Genomic DNA, 19,016 nt, shown 5'->3' on the forward strand with positions numbered 1-19,016 from the left:
ATAGAAGATGGACAAAAGTATATTTGACAGACCGGAGAATTTTACAAACCGTGAATTGAGCTGGTTAGAGTTTAACCAGAGAATTCTTGGAGAGGCAAGAGACCGCAAAAATCCATTATTTGAGCGAATGAAGTTTTTAAGTATCACTGCCTCGAATTTAGATGAATTTTTTATGGTGCGTATCGCTTCTTTAAAAGATATGGTCAATGCAGGGTATAAGAAGAAGGATATTGCAGGAATGACCCCGCAGGAACAACTTGGTGCATTAAATGAGAAAACCCATGCATTTTGTGAAAAACAGTATACGACCTATAATCGTTCTCTTCTTCCTAAACTTTCTGAAGCGGGGTTAGAAATTGTAACTTTTAACAGTCTTTCTGAAAAAGAAGAGGAGTTTTTAGAAGAATATTTCCATAAAAATGTATATCCGGTACTGACTCCGATGGCGATTGATTCTTCAAGACCGTTTCCGCTGATTCAGAATAAGACATTGAATATTGCTGCTTTGATAAAAAGCCGGGGCGAAGATAAAAAAGAAAAGAAAGACTACGATATTGCGACAGTACAGGTACCTTCTGTACTTCCAAGAGTGATTGTGCTTCCGCAAAAGGATGGAGGAAAAAGAAAATGCCGTGTTATTCTTCTTGAGAATGTCATTGAACATTACTTAGATGTTTTGTTTTTAAATCATGAGATTATCTGTTCGGCTCCATACCGTATTATGAGAAATGCAGATTTATCTATTGATGAAGATGATGCAGAAGATTTATTAAAAGAAATTGAAAAGTCTTTAAAAATGCGTCAGTGGGGCGAAGTCATCAAGTTTGAGTATGAAGAGCGGATGGATAGCCGTCTGGTGAAGTATTTAAAGAAGCAGTTTAAAGTGCATCCATGCGACATGTATGCTTTCAATGGCCCGCTTGACCTTACGTTCCTTATGAAATGTTATGGCATTGAAGGGTTCTCTGATTTAAAAGAAGAACCATATACTCCGCAGAAAAATAAAAAGCTTCGTGCAGATAAAAATATATTTACCCAGATCCGAAAGGGCGATGTGTTACTGCATCATCCATATGAAAGCTTCGACCCGATTGTGGCATTTATCAGGCAGGCGGCAGAAGATAAAGACGTGCTTGCGATCAAGCAGACTCTTTACCGTGTCAGTGGGCATTCCCCGATTATCGCTGCATTGGCACAGGCAGCAGAAAATGGGAAGCAGGTAACTGTATTGGTAGAGTTAAAGGCACGATTTGATGAGGAGAATAACATTAACTGGGCAAGAAAGTTAGAAAAGGCAGGCTGTCACGTTATTTATGGTTTAGTTGGTCTGAAAACACACTGTAAGATTGCACTGGTAGTGCGGAAAGAAGCGGATGGTATCCGCCGCTATGTGCATCTTGGAACAGGAAACTATAATGATTCCACTGCAAAGCTTTACACAGATACCGGTATGTTTACCTGCCGCGATGTTGTCGGAGAAGATGCTACAGCCGTATTTAATATGTTAAGTGGTTATTCCGAACCGGCAAACTGGAACCGTCTTATTGTAGCACCAATCTGGATGAAAAAGCGTTTTCTTGAGATGATTCACAGAGAGACGAAAAACGCAAAAGAAGGCAAACCGGCAAAAATTATCGCCAAATGCAATTCTCTTTGTGATAGAAAGATTATCCTTGCCTTATACGAAGCTTCCTGTGCAGGTGTACAGGTTGATTTGATTGTTCGTGGAATCTGCTGTCTTGTAGCGGGCAAACCGGGAGTCAGTGAAAATATCCGGGTACGTTCTATTGTGGGAACTTTCTTAGAGCATGCAAGAATTTTCTATTTCTATAATGACGGACATGAAGAAATTTATATGGGAAGTGCGGACTGGATGCCTAGAAATCTTGACCGCCGTGTAGAGATTGTTTTCCCAGTTGAAGAGGAAGAATTAAAAGAAAAAGCAAAACATATTTTAGATGTTCAGCTTAGTGACACATTAAAAGCGCACAGGCTTTTAGAAGATGGCACATATCAGAAAGTGGACAGAAGGGGAAAAGAGGCAATTGAGGCACAGAAGACTTTTTGCGAGGAAGCGATTGCTGCAGCAAATGAATCAAAAAAGAAAGTACCCAAAAAGAGAACCTTTGACCCTCGGTTTTCACCGCAGGAGGAGTAATGAAAAGATATAAAGTAATAGTGTTATTATTATGCTTTACCCTGTTTGCGGGAATACTTGCAGGGTGCGGCTCCCATAAAAAGAAAGAAAAATCCGAAGAAAGTACATCTACCTCAAAGGATTCAGGAGAATTAGATGATATTACTTTAGAGGGGATGGTTTCTGATGCTCTTTCAAGTATGACCTTAAAAGAAAAAATAGGGCAGATGTTCATTGTCTGTACCGATTCACTTGATTTTGATGCGGAGACAGAAGTAACAAAGAAGATGCAGCAGAAATTAGAAGAGTATAAACCTGGTGGTGTTATCTTTTTTTCCTATAATCTTAAAGACCGTGAGCAGGTAAAAAGTATGATTGCTGACATTCAGAAAAGTAATGATATTCCATTGTTTATTTCGGTTGATGAGGAAGGCGGCTCCGTAGCAAGAATTGCAAACTCAAAAAATATGCAGACAACTAAGTTCCCTGCCATGTCCGAGATTGGTAAGAGTGGGGACAGTAAAAAAGCCTGCGAAGTAGGAGAGACAATCGGAAAAGAAATCAGGGAACTTGGATTTAACCTTGACTTTGCACCGGTAGCAGACGTGAATACAAATGCAGAAAATACGGAAATCGGAAATAGAAGTTTTAGTTCTGATGCCAAAACCGTAGCAGGAATGGTATCTCAGGAAGTGAAAGGCCTGCAGTCTCAGGGCGTAAGTTCTACTTTGAAGCATTTTCCAGGACAGGGACAGTGTGGAGAGGATACACACAAAGGGTATGTAGATCTAAATGCAACAATTGACCGCCTCCGTGAAGTAGAATTCCTTCCGTTTGAATCTGGAATTGCAGCGGGAGCGGATATGGTAATGATGTCCCATGTTGCTGTGAGCCAGGTAACAGGAAAGGAAACCCCGGCTTCTCTTACAAAACTTATGGTAACAGATATTTTAAGAGAAGAATTACAATTTAATAATGTTATTATTACAGATGCTATGAATATGAAAGTTATCACAAAGTTCTATGACGCAGATCAGGCGGCGGTAATGGCAGTTCAGGCTGGAAATGACATGATTTTAATGCCGGATAATTTTGAACAGGCATTTGAAGGTGTATTAGAAGCAGTGAAAGACGGCACGATTTCTGAGAGTAAGATTAATGAGGCGGTAAGCCGGATTCTTTCCGTAAAAATCCGCAGAGGAATCCTTCCAACAGATTCGAAACTATTTCGTCATAATGCAGGAAAATAATCTGTAAAATTCATAAAAAATACTATATAAAATACACATAAAATTTGTGAATGGTTCTGAAATCTGAGAAATGGCTTGTACGGACACTTATTTTATGTTAGTATACAATCGTTTCAATTATATTCACTAATGAAATTATGGAGGAAGAAAATGGCGTTTGATATGGAAGAACAGTTTTCTGAAGAGTGTGTGGATTCTGGAATTCACGAAGAATGCGGAGTGTTTGGAGCATATGATTTCGACGGAAATGACATTGCTTCAACAGTGTATTATGGGTTGTTTGCTCTGCAGCACAGAGGACAGGAAAGCTGTGGTATTGCAGTTTCGGATACCAACGGCCCGAAAAAGAACATTCAGGTTCATAAAGGAATGGGCCTTGTCAACGAAGTGTTTAGCAGTGAAAACCTTGAGAAATTAAAGGGAAATATCAGTGTGGGTCATGTCCGGTATTCAACTGCAGGTTCTAGTACCAGAGAGAATGCACAGCCGTTAGTACTGAATTATTATAAAGGTACGCTGGCTCTTGCACATAATGGTAATCTGGTAAATGCATTAGAACTTCGCGAGGAACTTGAAAAGACAGGCGCTATTTTCCAGACAACGATTGATTCTGAGGTAATCGCTTACCATGTTGCCAAAGAGAGAATTTCTTCCGCAACAGCAGAAGAAGCGGTACTTGCAGCAATGCGTAAGTTAAAGGGAGCCTATTCTCTTATCGTAATGAGTCCGAGAAAGCTGATTGGGGCAAGAGATCCATTTGGTTTCAGACCTCTTTGTATCGGCAAGAGAGACAATACATATTTCCTTACATCTGAGACGTGTGCCTTAGATACAGTAGGGGCAGAATTTGTAAGAGATGTAGAACCAGGAGAAGTTGTTACCCTAACACCGAGTGGAATTGTATCAAATAGGGAACTTTGCTTCAAAGATTCTTCTAAGCAGGCAAGATGTATTTTTGAATATATCTATTTTGCAAGACCGGATGCAGTCATTGACGGGGTTGGTGTTTATGCCAGCCGTATTAAGGCAGGAAGATTCCTTGCTATGGATTCACCGGTAGAAGCAGATATGGTTGTTGGTGTTCCTGAATCAGGTAATCCGGCAGCACAGGGATATGCTATGGAATCTGGTATTCCTTACGGAACAGCTTTCATTAAAAATTCTTATGTTGGAAGAACGTTTATCAAGCCAAAGCAGAGCATGCGTGAGAGCAGTGTACAGGTAAAGCTTAATGTATTAAAAGATGCTGTAAAGGGTAAGAGAATTGTTATGATTGACGATTCTATCGTTCGAGGAACAACTTGTCATCGTATTGTTCGTATGTTAAAGGATGCCGGAGCAAAAGAAGTTCATGTAAGAATCAGTTCTCCTCCATTTTTACACCCTTGTTATTTTGGAACGGATATTCCTTCCGAAGATCAGTTGATTGCCTATGGTAAGACTTTAGATGAGATTCGTGACAGCATTGAGGCAGATACATTAGCTTATCTTGGAATGGAACGTTTAAAAGAACTTAACAACGGACTTCCATACTGTGATGCATGTTTCAGCGGTAACTATCCGATTGAACCGCCAACACAGGATATCCGTGGAGAACAGGGATAAATTAACTAATAGAAAATCAAGTGGCAATTATAAAAAATCAGGAAAGGAAAAGCTATTTAGATGCAAATCATCTGGCATATACACATTTGTATATGTTTTTAGTAGCAGGTATAAACAATGTACGACAAATATCAGAGCCCTCTCTCAGAAAGATATGCAAGTAAAGAGATGCAGTATATCTTTTCTCCAGACAAGAAGTTTAAGACATGGAGAAAGCTTTGGATCGCATTAGCAGAGACAGAATATGAGTTAGGTCTTGACAGTGTGACAAAGGAACAGATTGAGGAGTTAAAGGCCCATGCCGATGACATTAATTTTGATGTGGCAAAAGCAAGAGAGAAAGAAGTACGTCACGATGTTATGTCCCATGTATATGCATATGGTGTACAGTGTCCAAATGCAAAGGGAATCATCCATCTTGGAGCAACATCCTGCTATGTAGGTGATAATACAGATATTATCATTATGACAGAGGCTCTCAAGTTAGTAAGAAGCAAGCTGATTAATGTCATTGCAGAGCTTTCTGCATTTGCTATGAAGTACAAAGACCTCCCTACACTGGCTTTCACACATTTCCAGCCAGCGCAGCCAACGACCGTTGGAAAGAGAGCTACATTATGGTTACATGATCTTATGCTTGATTTAGAAGACTTAGAATATGTTATCAGCACAATGAAGTTGTTAGGCTCTAAAGGAACAACGGGAACTCAGGCAAGTTTCTTAGAGTTATTCAACGGAGATCATGAGACAATCCGTAAGATTGATGGAAAGATTGCAGAGAAGATGGGATTTGATGCATGTTATCCAGTTTCCGGACAGACATATTCCCGTAAGATTGACAGCCGTGTACTTAATGTACTTTCTGGAATTGCACAGTCTGCTCATAAATTCTCTAATGATATTCGTCTTTTACAGCATTTAAAAGAAATTGAAGAACCATTCGAGAAACATCAGATTGGTTCCTCTGCAATGGCTTATAAGAGAAATCCTATGAGAAGTGAGAGAATTGCCTCTTTAGCAGATTATGTAATGTCTGATGCGATGAATCCGGCATTCGTAGCATCTACACAGTGGTTTGAGAGAACATTAGATGACTCTGCTAACAAGCGCCTTTCTGTACCAGAAGGTTTTCTTGCGATTGATGGTATCCTTGACTTATATCTGAATGTCGTAGATGGTCTTGTAGTATATCCAAAGGTAATTGAAGCACATCTTATGAGAGAACTTCCATTTATGGCAACAGAAAATATCATGATGGATGCAGTAAAAGCTGGTGGAGACCGTCAGGAACTTCACGAAAGAATTCGTCAGCACTCTATGGCAGCAGGTCGTGTTGTAAAAGAAGAAGGTAAAGAGAATGATCTTCTTGAAAGAATCGCAGCAGATTCAGCATTTGGAATGACAATGGAACAGCTTCAGGCCATCATGAAACCAGAAAACTTTGTTGGAAGATCTCCAGAGCAGACAGTAGAGTTCATTACAGAATACGTTCAGCCTGTTCTTGACGAGAATAAAGACATTCTTGGAATGAAGGCAGAGATTAATGTATAAAAATACAGAAACTTCGGATTGACATGCTAGAAAGAAATCCGTATAATACTAAGGGTTATCGGCAACGATAACCCTTAAGTTATGTAATTTATAAAAACAGGAGAAAGAATAACCCTTAAAGTTTGGAAAGGTGGTTGTCAGTTGAGTAGCAAAGATACAAAAGAAACGAATGTACTTGCCCAGGCTTCAATATTGATGGTGGCAGGTATCGTGACAAGGATTATCGGTGTATTATATCGAAGTCCGGTTACAAGTATTATAGGTGATGAAGGTAATGGATATTATAGTATTGCTGTGAATATTTATACGATGATATTATTGATATCTTCCTATAGTATTCCTATGGCAGTTTCCAAGGTGGTTTCGGCCAAGATGGCGGTACATCAGTATAAGATTGCACATAAGGTATTTAAATGTGCACTTATATATGTTCTGGTAATAGGTGGGATTGCCAGCCTTATTACTTTTTTTGGAGCCTCTGTATTAATTCCTTCGAATCAGCCTAAGGCGATTCCTGTACTTCGTATTTTAGCTCCAACTATCTTTTTCTCCGGATTTTTAGGGGTATTCCGTGGATATTTTCAGGCACACAGGACGATGATTCCGACTTCGCTTTCTCAGATTGTAGAGCAGGTGGCTAACGCAGTCATTAGTATCGGGGCTGCCGTATTCTTTATTCATGCATTTGCAGGTGGGGATGCCGATAAGATTCCAGTATTTGGTGCGATGGGAAGTGCCGCAGGTATTGGGGCAGGTGTTATAACCGGTCTCTTATTTATGTTGTTTATTTACTCCTGTAATAAAAAATATTTTAAAAAAGAAATTCAAAAAGATGATACGGGTGTTGACAGTTCCTATAAAGATATCTTTAGGATTATCTTTATGATGGTAACACCGGTAATTTTAAGCACGTTTGTCTACAATATCAGTACGGTAGTTGACCAGACTTTATTTATGGATATTATGGGATTTAAAAGAATGGCTTCTGAAACAGCGGCCTCTTTATATGGCGTGTTCTCCGGAAAATACTGGGTGCTCATCAACGTGCCGATCGCGCTTGCAAATTCTATGTCTACTGCTATGATTCCTGCAATTTCCGGCAGTTATGAGTTGAAAGACTATAAAAAATGCAGGGGGCATGTAAGGCAGGCAATTCATTTTACAATGGTTATTAGTATTCCTGCTGCAATTGGAATGGGGGCGCTTGCCTATCCAATTATGGAAGTGCTGTTCCCACAAAAAGCAACGATTGATCTGGCAGTAAGTATTTTACGCACTGGCTGCATCAGTATTATATTTTATGCACTGTCTACAGTAAGTAATGGAGTATTGCAGGGAATTGGAAAGGTAAATATTCCGCTTCGTAACGCAGCGGTTTCCCTTGTCCTTCATGTTGTTCTGCTTACACCGTTGTTGTATTTTACAAACCTGAATTTATATGCGCTTGTATTTGCTACGATGTTCTATGCTTTCCTTATGTGTCTGCTGAATAATTTGAGTGTACGCAAGTATTTAGGATATCATCAGGAAATGAAACGAACATTTATGATTCCATTACTTTCTTCTGTAATTATGGGAATACTCTGCTATGTATTTTATCAGGGAATCTACTTGATCTTATCAGGAATATTCGGAAGTTTTATTCATTTAAGAATTCTTGTATTTATATGCTTGATGATTTCAGTAGGCTTTGCGGTTATCGTATATTTCGTTCTGGTACTTAAGTTAAAGGGAATTACAGAGGCAGAACTTCGTAACTTCCCGAAAGGAAATATGCTTGTCAGAATGGCAAAGAAAAGTAAGTTATTGTAATTATTCTTTACTTATAAAGCAAAGTAAGTTATAATTAGTGTGTTTGGGTGATGGGACAAACCACATCCATAAAAATAGTAAGTTTTTAAAGCTGGGAGGAATGAGCTAATGGTAAAAGCAATCGTAGGCGCAAACTGGGGAGATGAAGGTAAGGGTAAGATTACTGATATGCTCGCACAGGATTCTGATATTATTATCCGTTTTCAGGGTGGTGCCAATGCAGGCCATACAATTATAAATGATTATGGAAAGTTTGCACTCCATACATTACCATCAGGTATTTTCTATGGACATACAACAAGTATTATCGGTAACGGAGTAGCACTGAATATTCCTATTCTTTTTAATGAGTTAAAAGAGATAACTTCTAAGGGGGTTCCTGCACCAAAGATTTTAATTTCTGATCGTGCACAGATTGTTATGCCTTATCATATTCTTTTTGATGAATATGAAGAGGAGCGTCTGGCAGGTAAATCTTTTGGTTCTACTAAGTCTGGTATCGCACCTTTCTATTCTGATAAGTATGCGAAGGTTGGTTTCCAGGTTAATGAATTATTTGAAGAAGAGGCAGTACTTCGAGAAAAGATTGAGCGTGTTATCGTACAGAAAAATATCTTATTAGAGCATCTTTATCACAAACCATTAATTGATGCAGACGAACTGTATAACACATTAATGGAATACAAAGAGATGGTTGCTCCTTATGTATGTAACGTATCTGCGTACTTAGATAAGGCAATCAAAGAAGGTAAAAATATTTTATTAGAGGGTCAGTTAGGAACATTAAAGGATCCAGATCACGGAATTTATCCAATGGTAACATCTTCTTCTACATTAGCAGCATATGGTGCGATCGGAGCAGGTATTCCTCCATATGAGATTAAGAAAGTTGTTACAGTATGTAAGGCATACAGTAGTGCAGTAGGTGCTGGAGCATTTGTAAGTGAAATCTTCGGTGATGAGGCACAGGAACTTCGTGTCCGCGGTGGTGACGGCGGAGAATTTGGAGCAACAACAGGACGTCCAAGAAGAATGGGTTGGTTTGATTGTGTTGCATCTAAATACGGATGCCGTCTTCAGGGAACAACAGATGTTGCTTTCACTGTAGTAGATGTACTTGGATACCTTGACGAGATTCCTGTATGTACAGGCTACGAAATTGATGGTAAGGTGACAACAGAATTCCCTGTAACAAATCAGTTAGAGAAGGCAAAACCTGTATTAGAAGTACTTCCAGGATGGAAATGTGACATTCGTGGAATTAAGAAGTACGAAGATTTACCAGAGAACTGCCGTAAATATATCGAGTTTGTAGAAGAACATATTGGATATCCTATTACTATGGTTTCTAACGGTCCGGGAAGAGATGATATCATCTACCGCGGATTTGAGAAATAATTAAATAAATATACTCTTAGGAATCTTTCTAGAGTGTGTTTGAAAAATGTTTTCTGTAAGATGTGCAGATTGCAGGAATGATTTCCCAAACACGCTCTAGGTTTGCTTTTTGACTGGGAGAATTTTTCGTACTAAAGCAGGAACAGAAAGATTCTAAAAGTATATAGGATACCAAAGGAGGTAATTCATGAAAATCCTGACAATTGCAATTCCAAGTTACAATTCTATGGATTATATGAGAAACTGTATTGAAAGTCTTCTTCCAGGTGGGGAAGATGTAGAGATATTGATTGTTGATGATGGTTCAAAAGATGAGACTCCTGCAATCGCAGATGAATATGAGGCGAAATATCCGGGTATTATTCGTGCGATTCATCAGGAAAACGGTGGACATGGAGAGGCAGTGAATGCCGGACTCCGTAATGCAACCGGATTCTTTTATAAAGTAGTAGACAGTGATGACTGGGTAGACGCAGAAGCTTACCAGAAGATACTTGCCTTTTTAAAAGAGGCAGTGAAAGAAGAAGAGCCTCTTGACATGCTGCTTTCAAACTATGTTTACGAGAAGGTTGGAGCAAAGCATAAAAAGGTTATCCAGTATCATTCTATTCTGCCGGAGAATCGTTACTTTGGATGGGAAGAGATTGGACATTTCCATGCCAGCCAGAATATTTTGATGCATTCGGTGATTTACCGTACAGAGCTGCTTCGGAGTTTTCAGTTTGAATTACCAAAACACACATTTTATGTAGATAACATTTTTGTATACTGGCCATTGCCATACGTTAAGAAGATGTATTATCTTGACGTAGATTTTTATCGGTATTTTATTGGGCGTGATGACCAGTCTGTCAATGAAAAGGTAATGATTTCAAGAATTGACCAGCAGATTCGTGTGAATAAGATTATGATTGACCTTTATGCAAAGCATGAGAGCATGCTTTCCTGTCCACAGCTTAAAGAATATATGCTTCATTATCTTGAGACGATTCAGATGGTAACCTCTGTGCTTCTTATGAAGATGAATACATCAGAATCAGAGGCGATGCGAGATGATTTATGGCATTATCTTGAAGAGAAATCTCCAGATGCTTATAAAATATTAAAAAGCTCTGTTCTTGGAAAGTTTACTAAGTCCCACAATAAGCTGAGTCATAAACTCACGATGGGAGGATATAAGATTGCACAGAAATGGATTGGATTCAACTAAGAAGTCTTATAAAAATGATATTTTGCTGATTCTGTTTTTTCTGATTATTGGTATTGGTGCCTTTGCTTTTATGCAGCTTCAGGGAAAGAGAGGAGCAGAGGTAAAAGTCAGTGTTAATAATAAGGAATATGGAATATACTCTTTAGATAAAAACCAGACTGTTACAATCGGCGAAGATGACTGGGAAAATATTCTTATCATAAAGGATGGGAAAGCCAGTATGGCAAAAGCAGACTGTCCAGATAAGATTTGTGTCAATCATGCAGCGATTAGTAAAAAGGGAGAGACCATTGTCTGTCTTCCTCATAAAGTGGTTGTAGAAGTCGTTGATGAGAATGGAACACAGGATGGGAATCAGATAGATATTATCAGTAAATAACATCAGTTGATATAATTTATTATTTAACAATAATAGATTGGATTGCATACAATATTGTTCTATTTTAAATACAGTATTGTAAAACTACACAAAAAAATTGCAAATAATTGCATAATAGCGAAGTTTTTTTATATAAAATATGGGAAATGGCGAAGTTGCTAATCGTTAAGAAAATGACGATTCTTGATTTCGCCCTTTTTTTCTTATATTATTATTAATGATTTTATATCAAATATTGAAATGCTTTCGTAAGAATTTATGTGAGACTTACAAAAATATGCATGCACTATTTGATTTAAAAAATTTTAGAAAGAAGGTAAAAAAATGGGACTACTAACATTTAAAGGTGGCCTTCATCCGTATGATGGTAAAGAGTTAAGTAAGGACAAACCAATTACTGAATATTTACCACAGGGAGAGCTGGTATACCCTTTAAGTCAGCACATTGGTGCTCCTGCCGTTGCCTGTGTAAAGAAAGGTGACAGAGTTTTAGTCGGTCAGAAAATCGCGGAGGCTGGAGGATTTGTTTCTGCCAACATCTATAGCTCTGTTTCTGGAACGGTAAAAAAGATTGAACCAAGAATGACAGTTTCTGGTAACAAAGTGAACTCCATTATTGTAGAGAATGACGGAGAGTACGAAACTGTTTCCTTCCAACCAGTAACAGAAAAGACAAATGAAGCAATCATCAATGCAGTAAAAGAAGCAGGTATCGTCGGACTCGGTGGTGCCGGATTCCCTACGCATGTAAAGCTTTCCCCAAAGGAACCGGAAAAAATTGATACAATTATTATCAACGCAGCAGAATGTGAGCCATACATCACTGCCGATTATCGTTGTATGATGGAGATTCCGGAACAGCTTATTTCTGGTCTTAATATTATGCTTTCCTTATTCCCTAAAGCTAAGGGTGTAATCGGAATCGAAGATAATAAGCCAGAGGCGATTGCAAAGTTGACAGAAATGTGTAAAAATGAGAGCCGTATTGAAGTGGCTGCATTAAAGACAAAGTATCCACAGGGTGCAGAGCGTTCTTTAATATTTGCAGTAACAGGTCGTGCCATCAATTCTTCCATGCTTCCAGCCGATGCCGGATGTATTGTAGATAACGTGGCAACTGCGATTGCGATTCATGAGGCAATTACACTTGGAAAACCCCTCTTTGAGAGAGTAGTAACTGTAACAGGAGATGCGATTAAAAATCCTGGAAACTTTAAAGTAAAGAACGGAACAAATGCCGCAGAATTAGTAGAAGCAGCAGGCGGATTTAAGTCTCAGCCAGAAAAAGTAATCTCTGGTGGGCCTATGATGGGTATGGCTTTATCTACATTAGATGTTCCTTGTGCAAAGACATTCTCTTCTCTTTTATGTTTCACAAAAGATGAAGTGGCTGCTTGTGAGCCAAGTAACTGTATCCGTTGCGGACGTTGTATTTCCGTATGTCCTGCCGGCCTGATGCCTACAAAGCTTTCCGAAATCGCAGACCACGGAGATTTCGCATTATTTGATGAACTCAATGGATGTGAATGTGTGGAATGTGGATGCTGTTCTTACATCTGTCCGGCAAAGAGAAGATTAACCCAGTCTATGAAGACAGGTCGTCGTGAGGCGATGGCTCTTCGCAGAAAGAAGAAATAAACATAAGGAGAGGTGAAAAAATGAACGAACAATTATATAACGTATCAGCCAATCCTCATGTAAGGGATAAGGCTTCTACACATAGCATTATGCTTGACGTAATTATTGCTCTTCTTCCAGCAACATTATTTGGTTTCTGGAACTTCGGAGTAAAGGCAATCATCAATACAGTAATCTGTGTTGCTGTCTGTGTTCTTGCAGAATATGTATGGCAGCGCTTCATGCACCAGAAGATTACAATTAAAGACTGCAGTGCAGCACTTACTGGTTTATTATTAGCATTAAACCTTCCGCCAGAAGTACCATTCTGGATTCCTGTTATCGGTGGTTTATTCGCAATCATCGTTGTAAAACAGCTTTTTGGTGGTTTAGGCCAGAACTTTATGAACCCTGCGCTTGGAGCACGTTGCTTCTTATTAATTTCTTTTGCAGGAATTATGACCAACTTCTCCTATAATGGATTTGGTGGAAGTTTTGACGCGACAACAAGTGCCACACCTCTTGCTGCATTAAAAGCAGGAGAAGTCGTAAACTTAAAGGCTATGTTCCTTGGTAATACTGCTGGTACAATTGGTGAGACATCTGCACTCTTACTGCTTGTCGGTGGTGTATATTTAATTGCAAAGAAAATCATTAGCTGGAGAATTCCAGTATGTTATATTGTTACACTTGGTCTTTTTGTTCTCCTTTTCGGTGGACATGGATTTGATATGGCATATCTTGCAGAACAGTTATGTGGTGGTGGATTAATGCTTGGTGCATTCTTCATGGCTACAGATTACGTTACATCTCCAATTACACCAAAGGGACAGATTGTATTTGGTATCTTACTTGGTATCCTGACAGGAATCTTCCGTTTATTCGGTGGTTCCGCAGAGGGAGTTTCCTATGCGATTATCTTCTGTAACCTGTTAGTACCATTAATTGAAAGAGTTACAACTCCTACCGCATTTGGAAAAGGAGGTAAGAAATAATGAATTCTTTAGTAAAAGATGCTTTAAAGCTTGTTATTATTACTGTTGTTGCAGGTCTTGTCCTTGGTGCAGTATACGGAATCACAAAGAAACCTATTGCTGATCAGGAAGCAAAGGCACAGATGGAAGCATACAAGGCTGTATTTCCAAAGGCAAGTGATTTCAAAGATGTTGACGGATTCTCCGAGGAAGCAGCTTCTAAAGTGATTGCTTCTTATAAGAATACTGTTGATGGACATGAGAGCGATGTTATCTCTTCTGCAGTAGAGGCAGTAGATGCTTCTGGCAAAGCACTCGGTTACATTTTCAATATCACAACTTCTAAAGGATACGGTGGAGACATTCAGCTTACTGTTGGTATTCAGTCTGACGGAACAGTAAGCGGATATTCCGTACTCTCTATCAGTGAGACAGCAGGTCTTGGTATGAAAGCCAAAGATGACCCAAGCTGGGGCAAACAGTTTGCCGGTAAGAAAGCAGATGCTTTCTCTGTTGTAAAAGATGGTTCCGGTTCTGGAGATGACGCAAAGATTGATGCCATTTCCGGTGCAACAATCACAAGTAAAGCAGTTACAGGTGCTATGAATAGCTGTCTTGCTTATTTCCAGTCATTAGAAGGAGGTAACTAAGATGAAAAATAATAGTGCTTTAGAAAGACTTTATAATGGTATTATCAAAGAAAACCCTACCTTAGTTCTTATCTTGGGTATGTGTCCTACTCTTGCGGTAACAACATCGGCAATCAATGGTGCAGGTATGGGACTTTCTACAACCGTAGTATTAATGTTCTCCAATATGATTATTTCTATTCTGCGTAATTTTATTCCGGATAGAGTTCGTATTCCTGGATACATTGTAATTATCGCATCCTTAGTTACAGTAGTACAGTTCCTCTTACAGGGTTATGTGCCAGCATTAAATGATGCTCTTGGTGTATATATCCCATTAATCGTAGTTAACTGTATTATTTTAGGACGTGCAGAATCCTATGCAAGTAAAAATGGTCCTGTTTCTTCTTTCTTTGATGGACTTGGAATGGGTCTTGGATTTACAGTATCCCTTACTATTTTAGGTGCGTTCCGTGAGTTACTTGGTGCCGGAACAATTTTTGGAAAGACAATCTTATCTGAATCTTTCTACACACCAATTACTATTTTTATTCTTGCTCCTGGTGCTTTCTTTGTACTTGCCTGCTTAGTAGCTGCAAGAAATAAGATTATGAACCGTAAGGTAAAGAATGGCGAGATGGAAGAGATTCCTGCAGGATGTGGCGATTGCTCTGCCTGCGGTAATTCCTGCTGTTCGAGCAAGAGTTTCTTTGATATGTCTGTAGACAATAAAAAAGAAGAAACAAAGGCTGCTTCTGAAGAAAAAGCAGAGAATAAATAGAAAGGGGAAGGATTATGAAAGAATTAATATTATTAATTATCAGTGCCGCTATTGTTAACAATGTAGTACTGAGTCAGTTTTTAGGATTATGTCCTTTCCTCGGAGTATCCAAAAAGGTAGAGACTGCCGGTGGAATGGGAGCAGCCGTAATCTTCGTTATTACAATTGCTTCTTTAGTGACATCATTAATTTACAAGTTTATTCTTGCACCACTTGATTTAACTTATTTACAGACGATTGTATTCATCCTCGTTATCGCTGCGCTTGTACAGTTCGTAGAGATGTTCTTAAAGAAATCTATGCCAGCTTTGTATGAATCATTAGGAGTATATCTTCCACTGATTACAACAAACTGTGCCGTACTTGGTGTAGCTTTAAACTCTGTACAGTATGGATATAATATTTTACAGTCTGTAGTTTATGGTCTCGGTATTTCTATTGGATTTACAATCGCGATTGTTATCCTTGCCGGAATCCGTGAGAAAATGGAATACAACGACATTCCAGAGTCCTGGCAGGGTATGCCTATCGTAATGGTAACAGCCGGACTTATGTCTATTGCATTCTTTGGTTTTTCAGGAATCATTTAATTAGGAGGGACAAAAATGAGTATAAGTGGAATTATCCTTGCGGCAGTAGTTGTCGGTGGAACCGGACTTGTTATTTCCATTCTCCTTGGCATTGCTTCCGAGAAATTTAAAGTGCCGGTAGACGAAAAAGAAGTTGCTGTAAGAGAGTGCCTTCCGGGAAACAACTGTGGTGGTTGTGGATTTGCCGGTTGTGATGCACTTGCTAAAGCAATCGCTGCTGGAGAAGCTCCAGTTGGAGCATGTCCTGTAGGTGGACAGCCAGTAGCAGATAAAATCGCTTCTATCATGGGTGTAGAAGCTGGAGTAGGCGAAAAACAGGTTGCATTCGTAAAATGTGCCGGAACCTGCGATAAGGCAAAATCAAAATACAAATATGCTGGTAATGAAGACTGTGTTTCTGCCATGAGTGTACCTGGCGGTGGACCAAAAGCCTGCAGCTTTGGCTGTACTGGTTTTGGAAGCTGTGTAAAGGTTTGTGACTTTGATGCTATTCACGTTATCAATGGCGTTGCTGTAGTTGATAAAGAAAAATGTGTTGCCTGCGGTAAATGTGTGGCAACTTGTCCGAAATCTTTAATCGAGCTTGTTCCATATGCAGCTCCTCATAAAGTACAATGCAGCTCCAAAGAATTTGGTAAAGCAGTAAAAGAAGTATGCTCCGCAGGATGTATCGGTTGTAAGATGTGTACTCGTGTCTGTGAAGCAGATGCAATCACTGTTGAGAACAACATCGCAAAAATTGATTACAGCAAATGTACCGGATGTGGAAAGTGCGCAGAGAAGTGTCCTGCTAAGATTATTCTTTAATCTGTATGATTTAGTTGATGCTATATTCAAGAATGCCCCGGCATTCTTGAATTTGCGGAGAAGATTTTTTCTTCTTCTCATATGTCTTTGAAAATACTTGTTGCAAGTTATGAAATATAGGTTGCTATAGTAATTTTTCAGCCATATTCTGGAATATAGTTTATTGTAAGAAACTTAATAAAAACGAAAGAAAAGGCAATCTATCTTAACGAAAATGCAAGACAGATTGTCTTTCTTTTTTCACATTTATCCTGTATAGTAGTTGAGAAAAGGAATCTGTCATATACAGAGAGGACGGGAGGCTTTTGTATGGCTTATCAGAAATTTACAGGAACATATCAAAGTTCTGATCATATAAACAGAATACATTATTATATCTATGAACCGGAGACAGATCTTCGTGCTATTTTACAGATTGTGCATGATTTTGGAGATTTTGTGGAGAGAAATGAGAATTTGATTCGTTTTTTTACAGATCATGGCGTTATGGTTTGCGGATGTGACCATATCGGGCATGGACGTTCTTCTAAAAAAGAGGACTATGGCTATTTTGGCAGCAAGAATGGATGGACTTATCTGGTAAAAAATACAAAAAAGCTGACACACTATATGAAAAGAGAATATCCAGATACACCGTATTTTATCTATGGACACGGACTGGGATCTCTCATTGTGCGAATGGATTGTATCCATGAAAAAGGCATTAATGGAGTGATTTTGTCGGGGACTAGCGGTAAACAAAAGTATTGTTGGAGAAAGATTCTTTTAGCGGCCCTTTTGAAGAGGATTTGGGGGGCGGAACACAGAAGTGTATATCTTGAAAAAGATATAGAAAAACGTTTAAATCATCGTTTTTTAAAGGAACAGGACACATATTCCTGGATTGCTGCGAATGAAAAAATAAGACGAGAATATTCCAGGATTTATTCTGAACATCTTCCTGTTACCGTAGCAGCATATGAAGATATTTTAAAAATGCTTGCATTAGTCTCCACCAGGAAATGGTATCGTTCCGTAAATGAAGATATACCGATTTTGTTGCTTGGCGGAAAAGAGGATCCTATTGGTAATGGCGGAAAGGGGATATTGGAAGTACACCGGCAGTTAGAAGACACTCGTCATTGGGTGGAGCTGCATTTATATGAAGGGATGCGTCATAATATTTGTGATGAAGTGCGAAGAGATGAAGTATATACAGATATGCTTCAGTGGATGAAATTGCATATGAATGAGGAATATGAACTGCAATAAAGAAATTTATAATAAAAAGAACTTATAATTCCATTACGGTCACAATATTTTGCTCCTAGAGCGTGTTTTTCAAACACCCTCTAGATAATAAATGAATAGCATATAGATAGCATTATTTTAAGAAAGCCCTCATAATTTAAAAGAAAGGGCTTTTTTGATGCGTTTTTGGGAACTTAGTAATAAAGATGTGATTAATTGTAAGAATGGACATCGCTTAGGCTGTGTTGGAGATTTAGAAATTGATGTATGTAAATTATGTATCACAGATTTCTATGTTCCTACAGGAGGAAAATATTGCGGTTGTCTTGGCAAAAAATCAGAATATAAAATTCCGGTCGGAGCAGTCATTCGAATAGGCGTAGATAGTATCCTTGTAGATATTGACGAGAAGAAATGTCTTGTAAAATAGCTATTTTTCTGGTATAATAACCGGCACGATAAATGTAAACATAAGAGATAGAAATACTGGAGGATAAGATATGAAATGCCCTTTTTGTGGATTGGATAACACCCGTGTAATTGATTCAAGACCTGCAGATGATAATTCATCCATACGACGGCGAAGACTTTGTGACGAATGTGGAAAAAGATTTACTACATATGAGAGAGTAGAGATTATGCCACTCACTGTCATAAAAAAAGATAAAACAAGAGAACCATATGATCGTTCTAAGATGATGTCCGGAATTTTGCGCGCCTGTCATAAACGTCCGGTATCTGTAGAGCAGATTGAACAGATGGTGAATAAGATAGAGAATGAACTTTTTAATTTGGAATATAAAGAAATTGAAAGTAAGCAGATTGGCGAGGTGGTCATGGAGCATTTGAAGTCCTTAGAGCAAGTTGCGTATGTGAGATTTGCTTCTGTTTACCGTGAGTTTAAGGATGTGGAAACATTTATGAATGAACTCAAGAAGATGTTGGATAATAACCGTTAAATAATAACTTGTGTGGCTAAACAGACGCCCACTGGAAAATAAATAAAGCATATTTGTGGCCTCGAAGCAAGGTTTGGATGTTCGCAT

General features: G+C 38.7%; 17 protein-coding genes. All 17 read left to right on the top strand.

Annotation, left to right across the window (positions count from 1 at the left end):
* Positions 1–7: 7 nt before the first annotated feature.
* A complete protein-coding gene (locus tag EUBHAL_RS06710; RefSeq protein ID WP_005346966.1) occupies positions 8–2,158 on the top strand; it encodes an RNA degradosome polyphosphate kinase in 2,151 nt (716 codons plus the stop codon).
* On the top strand, positions 2,158–3,387 hold the full coding sequence (locus tag EUBHAL_RS06715; protein WP_005346967.1) for a glycoside hydrolase family 3 protein: 1,230 nt from the start codon (positions 2,158–2,160) through the stop codon (positions 3,385–3,387). The genes EUBHAL_RS06710 and EUBHAL_RS06715 overlap by 1 nt, the downstream gene beginning before the upstream one ends.
* 150 nt (positions 3,388–3,537) lie before the next feature.
* On the top strand, positions 3,538–4,992 hold the full coding sequence (gene purF / locus EUBHAL_RS06720) for an amidophosphoribosyltransferase (RefSeq protein WP_242648754.1): 1,455 nt from the start codon (positions 3,538–3,540) through the stop codon (positions 4,990–4,992).
* Between the two features lie 117 nt (positions 4,993–5,109).
* The gene (gene purB / locus EUBHAL_RS06725) at positions 5,110–6,543 is read left to right on the top strand and encodes an adenylosuccinate lyase (RefSeq protein WP_005346969.1); all 1,434 of its coding nucleotides are present in this window, start codon (positions 5,110–5,112) and stop codon (positions 6,541–6,543) included.
* A gap of 141 nt (positions 6,544–6,684) precedes the next feature.
* Complete coding sequence (locus EUBHAL_RS06730) at positions 6,685–8,355, top strand: putative polysaccharide biosynthesis protein (RefSeq protein WP_005346970.1); 1,671 nt, start codon at positions 6,685–6,687, stop codon at positions 8,353–8,355.
* Positions 8,356–8,463: 108 nt separating this feature from the next.
* Positions 8,464–9,753, top strand: coding sequence for an adenylosuccinate synthase (locus EUBHAL_RS06735; protein WP_005346971.1), 1,290 nt, complete (start codon positions 8,464–8,466; stop codon positions 9,751–9,753).
* Between the two features lie 187 nt (positions 9,754–9,940).
* Positions 9,941–10,963 carry a glycosyltransferase family 2 protein gene (locus EUBHAL_RS06740; protein WP_005346972.1) on the top strand — a complete coding sequence of 341 codons (1,023 nt, stop codon included), beginning with the start codon at positions 9,941–9,943 and terminating at the stop codon, positions 10,961–10,963.
* The gene (locus tag EUBHAL_RS06745) at positions 10,935–11,342 is read left to right on the top strand and encodes a NusG domain II-containing protein (RefSeq protein WP_049940638.1); all 408 of its coding nucleotides are present in this window, start codon (positions 10,935–10,937) and stop codon (positions 11,340–11,342) included. Before EUBHAL_RS06740 ends, EUBHAL_RS06745 begins: the two co-directional genes overlap by 29 nt.
* 324 nt (positions 11,343–11,666) lie before the next feature.
* Positions 11,667–12,980 carry an electron transport complex subunit RsxC gene (gene rsxC, locus EUBHAL_RS06750; RefSeq protein ID WP_005346974.1) on the top strand — a complete coding sequence of 438 codons (1,314 nt, stop codon included), beginning with the start codon at positions 11,667–11,669 and terminating at the stop codon, positions 12,978–12,980.
* A gap of 20 nt (positions 12,981–13,000) precedes the next feature.
* Positions 13,001–13,954, top strand: coding sequence for an RnfABCDGE type electron transport complex subunit D (locus EUBHAL_RS06755; protein WP_005346976.1), 954 nt, complete (start codon positions 13,001–13,003; stop codon positions 13,952–13,954).
* Positions 13,954–14,583 carry an RnfABCDGE type electron transport complex subunit G gene (locus EUBHAL_RS06760; protein ID WP_005346978.1) on the top strand — a complete coding sequence of 210 codons (630 nt, stop codon included), beginning with the start codon at positions 13,954–13,956 and terminating at the stop codon, positions 14,581–14,583. The genes EUBHAL_RS06755 and EUBHAL_RS06760 overlap by 1 nt, the downstream gene beginning before the upstream one ends.
* Position 14,584: 1 nt before the next feature.
* The gene (gene rsxE, locus EUBHAL_RS06765) at positions 14,585–15,343 is read left to right on the top strand and encodes an electron transport complex subunit RsxE (RefSeq protein ID WP_005346979.1); all 759 of its coding nucleotides are present in this window, start codon (positions 14,585–14,587) and stop codon (positions 15,341–15,343) included.
* Positions 15,344–15,357: 14 nt separating this feature from the next.
* Positions 15,358–15,933 (top strand): electron transport complex subunit RsxA, encoded by a 576-nt coding sequence (gene rsxA, locus EUBHAL_RS06770; protein ID WP_005346980.1) that lies wholly within the window; start codon positions 15,358–15,360, stop codon positions 15,931–15,933.
* A 15-nt stretch (positions 15,934–15,948) separates the two neighbouring features.
* Positions 15,949–16,740: an RnfABCDGE type electron transport complex subunit B gene (locus EUBHAL_RS06775; RefSeq protein ID WP_005346981.1), complete on the top strand. Its 792-nt coding sequence runs from the start codon at positions 15,949–15,951 to the stop codon at positions 16,738–16,740.
* Between the two features lie 309 nt (positions 16,741–17,049).
* Entirely contained in the window at positions 17,050–17,991 is a 942-nt protein-coding gene (locus tag EUBHAL_RS06780) for an alpha/beta hydrolase (protein ID WP_005346982.1), read from the top strand.
* A gap of 157 nt (positions 17,992–18,148) precedes the next feature.
* Entirely contained in the window at positions 18,149–18,400 is a 252-nt protein-coding gene (locus EUBHAL_RS06785; RefSeq protein WP_005346983.1) for a YlmC/YmxH family sporulation protein, read from the top strand.
* A gap of 70 nt (positions 18,401–18,470) precedes the next feature.
* Positions 18,471–18,929, top strand: a complete 459-nt coding sequence (gene nrdR / locus EUBHAL_RS06790) for a transcriptional regulator NrdR (protein ID WP_005346984.1) — start codon at positions 18,471–18,473, stop codon at positions 18,927–18,929.
* The last annotated feature ends 87 nt before the right edge of the window (positions 18,930–19,016 follow it).

It is taken from the genome of Anaerobutyricum hallii DSM 3353 (genome assembly GCF_000173975.1).
GTDB classification, from domain to species: domain Bacteria; phylum Bacillota; class Clostridia; order Lachnospirales; family Lachnospiraceae; genus Anaerobutyricum; species Anaerobutyricum hallii.

Bases quoted from the DNA above. Each gene is read 5' to 3' on its own strand.
- EUBHAL_RS06785 (WP_005346983.1), top strand. From the start codon at position 18,149: ATGCGTTTTTGGGAACTTAGTAATAAAGATGTGATTAATTGTAAGAAT.
- purF (WP_242648754.1), top strand. From the start codon at position 3,538: ATGGCGTTTGATATGGAAGAACAGTTTTCTGAAGAGTGTGTGGATTCT.
- rsxC (WP_005346974.1), top strand. From the start codon at position 11,667: ATGGGACTACTAACATTTAAAGGTGGCCTTCATCCGTATGATGGTAAA.
- rsxE (WP_005346979.1), top strand. From the start codon at position 14,585: ATGAAAAATAATAGTGCTTTAGAAAGACTTTATAATGGTATTATCAAA.
- EUBHAL_RS06735 (WP_005346971.1), top strand. From the start codon at position 8,464: ATGGTAAAAGCAATCGTAGGCGCAAACTGGGGAGATGAAGGTAAGGGT.
- EUBHAL_RS06710 (WP_005346966.1), top strand. From the start codon at position 8: ATGGACAAAAGTATATTTGACAGACCGGAGAATTTTACAAACCGTGAA.
- EUBHAL_RS06740 (WP_005346972.1), top strand. From the start codon at position 9,941: ATGAAAATCCTGACAATTGCAATTCCAAGTTACAATTCTATGGATTAT.
- purB (WP_005346969.1), top strand. From the start codon at position 5,110: ATGTACGACAAATATCAGAGCCCTCTCTCAGAAAGATATGCAAGTAAA.
- EUBHAL_RS06775 (WP_005346981.1), top strand. From the start codon at position 15,949: ATGAGTATAAGTGGAATTATCCTTGCGGCAGTAGTTGTCGGTGGAACC.
- EUBHAL_RS06760 (WP_005346978.1), top strand. From the start codon at position 13,954: ATGAATTCTTTAGTAAAAGATGCTTTAAAGCTTGTTATTATTACTGTT.
- EUBHAL_RS06755 (WP_005346976.1), top strand. From the start codon at position 13,001: ATGAACGAACAATTATATAACGTATCAGCCAATCCTCATGTAAGGGAT.
- EUBHAL_RS06715 (WP_005346967.1), top strand. From the start codon at position 2,158: ATGAAAAGATATAAAGTAATAGTGTTATTATTATGCTTTACCCTGTTT.
- nrdR (WP_005346984.1), top strand. From the start codon at position 18,471: ATGAAATGCCCTTTTTGTGGATTGGATAACACCCGTGTAATTGATTCA.
- EUBHAL_RS06780 (WP_005346982.1), top strand. From the start codon at position 17,050: ATGGCTTATCAGAAATTTACAGGAACATATCAAAGTTCTGATCATATA.
- rsxA (WP_005346980.1), top strand. From the start codon at position 15,358: ATGAAAGAATTAATATTATTAATTATCAGTGCCGCTATTGTTAACAAT.